This is a genomic window from Zhongshania aquatica (assembly GCF_027257955.1).
Lineage (GTDB): Bacteria > Pseudomonadota > Gammaproteobacteria > Pseudomonadales > Spongiibacteraceae > Spongiibacter > Spongiibacter aquatica.
Window position 1 is genome coordinate 1 of the sequence record NZ_JANZNQ010000065.1, and the last position, 2,920, is coordinate 2,920.

Annotated in this window: 4 protein-coding genes; 3 read left to right on the forward strand and 1 reads right to left on the reverse strand. The window is 44.6% G+C overall.

What is annotated here, in order from left to right; all coding sequences use genetic code 11:
• The coding region (locus O9X78_RS20480) for a DUF4372 domain-containing protein (RefSeq protein WP_332108534.1) at positions 1 to 121 on the reverse strand (121 nt) is incomplete at its 3' end.
• 153 nt (positions 122 to 274) lie between these two features.
• On the opposite strand from O9X78_RS20480, the gene O9X78_RS20485 reads away from it, so the two are divergent.
• From O9X78_RS20485 to O9X78_RS20495, 3 genes are all read left to right on the forward strand, one after another.
• A complete protein-coding gene (locus O9X78_RS20485; RefSeq protein WP_332108540.1) occupies positions 275 to 814 on the forward strand; it encodes a hypothetical protein in 540 nt (179 codons plus the stop codon).
• Between the two features lie 150 nt (positions 815 to 964).
• On the forward strand, positions 965 to 1,285 hold the full coding sequence (locus O9X78_RS20490; protein WP_008251347.1) for a 2Fe-2S iron-sulfur cluster-binding protein: 321 nt from the start codon (positions 965 to 967) through the stop codon (positions 1,283 to 1,285).
• A gap of 50 nt (positions 1,286 to 1,335) precedes the next feature.
• A complete protein-coding gene (locus O9X78_RS20495; protein ID WP_103683263.1) occupies positions 1,336 to 2,715 on the forward strand; it encodes a cytochrome P450 in 1,380 nt (459 codons plus the stop codon).
• The last annotated feature ends 205 nt before the right edge of the window (positions 2,716 to 2,920 follow it).

Here is a 2,920-nt window from a genome sequence, read left to right on the forward strand (position 1 = left end):
GAGACCAGCGCGACATTTTGCGCAGTTTTTGCCCCTCGTGGTGCTGTTTAGCGAGGGTTTCAAATTCATGTCTCGATACCAGTTTCAGCAATTGAGAAAATACCGTGTTATGATGTGCCAAGGCTTGAATCTCCCTGTTTTTACAGTGTTTGGTCGCACATCCATTGTAGCAACTTGTTGAGGTTCAAGCCTTTTTTATGTCTGATTTATGGGACAGCAATGATACGATTATAAAGATCAGCAGTTTATCAACGTTGTTGGTGTATCCAACTTTTTGGAAAATGCCGGTGGCTCTACTATTGCAGGCTTAGAAGCTGAGATTATGTTTGCCGCTACAGAAAAGTTAATGTTGATGATGGGGCTTGGCTATCTTGATACCGAGTATACCGAGCTGACCTTGTCAGACACCCAAACCCTTAACAACCCAGATGACGAAGTTGACTTAGCTGGTAATGAGCTGATTTCGGCTCCTAAAGTCAGCGGTAATATCTCAATTGATTACGAGCTTTACAATGGCGATCGCGGCTATCTCAGTTGGAATGTTAATGCTAATTATCAGGATAAGCAGTGGTATAGCGCTTATAACGATAAAGGCGGATATGAAAATATCAAACAAGATGCCTATGCATTGGTGAATACTCGTATGACCTGGCGAGGAATTAATGAAGATTACTCGGTTTCAATCTGGGCGAAAAACCTTACAGACGAAGAGTATGATGGTTATGCGATCAATCTTCAGGCTGGGTTTGGGTTCGACTATTTCCAGGCAGGTCCGCCGCGTACCTTTGGTGTGGATGCGACCTATAAATTTTAATGAGCAATTTCGTTATAAATAATTATTTTACGGTCACATTATTTAATAAAATTTAAGTCGTAAATATTGCTTGGGGCATTTTCTACTTGTGCGACAAGGTTGGGGTACAAGTGGTTAATGCGGCCAAACAGCTTTACGAAGGAGAACGCTATGGGAAGTATTACTTTTATTGAGCACAATGGCACTGAACACATAGTAGATTTTGAGGCTGGGAAGTCCTTGATGCAAATTGCCTTGGATAATGGAATTCCAGGTATTGACGCTGATTGCGGTGGCGTGTGCGCCTGCGGTACCTGTCATGTAATTATTGAAGGTGGTGCTGTCAATATTACCGGCGGCGCGACCGAGGATGAATTACAAATGTTAGATCTGACTCCCGAGCGTAGTGAAACCTCCAGGCTTGCTTGCCAGATTATCACCACTGATGGGATGGATGGCATGGTTGCGCGCTTGCCTGAATTTCAGATGTAAAAAAGTACAAAAATAATACTCAACGAATAATGCGAATAGGTGGAAATACTATGAAAATTGTTGATTTGGTTGCTGAAAAGGGCGCCGCAAGCGTCCCGATGCACTTACAAATTAAAGCCGGTCATATGCTGTACAAGGCTAAAAATAAGCTAGGTATGTACACTAAATTCCCGGAGTTTGTAGAAGCACCTGTTCCTGAAGTGTCAACGCTGGCGATCGACGAGATTGACGTTAGTAATCCATTTCTGTTTAAGCAAAATCGTTGGGAGTCGTATTTCAAGCGATTGCGCGATGAATGCCCAGTTCATTATCAGAAAAAAAGTCCATTCGGACCGTTTTGGTCGATCACGCGTTATGACGACATTGTTTTTGTAGATAAACATCACGACCTCTTTTCTGCCGAACCGTTTATCATTATCGGCGCTACGCCGAAAGAGCTCGCACTTGAGATGTTTATCGCCATGGATCCACCTAAGCACGATGTGCAGCGTCAAGCTGTGCAGGGTGTTGTGGCACCGAAGAATCTCAAAGAAATGGAGGGTCTGATTCGCAGTCGTACTCAAGAGGTCCTAGATCAGCTGCCGCTAGATACGCCGTTTGACTGGGTAGAGGATGTCTCTATCGAGCTGACTGCCAGAATGCTAGCAACACTGCTGGACTTCCCTTACGAGGAGCGTCGAAAACTTGTTTATTGGTCAGATTTGGCTGGCGGCGGTGCCGAGATGACTGGCGGCTCGACCAATACCGACGAGCTGTTCGAGGGCATGAGGGATATGGCCAAGCATTTTTCTCAACTTTGGCGCGTTAAAGAGGAAAAGATTGCTGCTGGTGGCGAAGTAGGTTTTGATCTGATCGGTATGTTACAGAATAATCCAGATACTAAGGATCTGATTAATAAGCCGATGGAGTTCCTTGGTAATTTAGTTCTCTTAATTGTTGGTGGTAATGACACCACCCGTAACTCGATGTCCGGTGGTGTTCTTGCCTTGAATCGCTTCCCTGACGAGTTTACTAAGCTGAAGAACGATCCTAGCTTGATTCCGAACATGGTGTCAGAAATTATCCGCTGGCAAACGCCGCTGGCGTATATGCGTCGTATCGCGAAGCAGGATGTGGAGCTAAATGGCAAAACCATCAAAAAGGGTGACAAGGTCGTAATGTGGTATGCCTCTGGCAACAGAGACGAGCGCGCGATTGAGCGGCCTGATGAGTTTATCGTGGATCGTAAAGGCGCACGTAACCACCTTTCCTTTGGCTTTGGCGTGCATCGCTGTATGGGTAATCGTCTTGCTGAGTTGCAGTTACGTATACTGTGGGAAGAATTGTTAGCGAGATTCGATAAAATCGAAGTGGTTGGCGAGCCCGAGTATGTGCAGTCTAACTTTGTAAAAGGCTATTCGAAGATGATGGTTAAACTTACATCGAAGTAGTTTAGAGTAGTGTTAGTCATACGGGGGAGCTTTCTGCTAATGTGTGTTAGCTTTCCCTTGTACTGTATTTAAATTAAAGAGCCTGTAAATAATTCTGTGTAACTGCTCGTGGTTTACGCATAGTCTTTCAAGCGGTCTTCGAACTCAATCATAAATCGGTTCATGGCCGCACGCCAATTTCTAATTGGCATTGTCCATTTCTTTG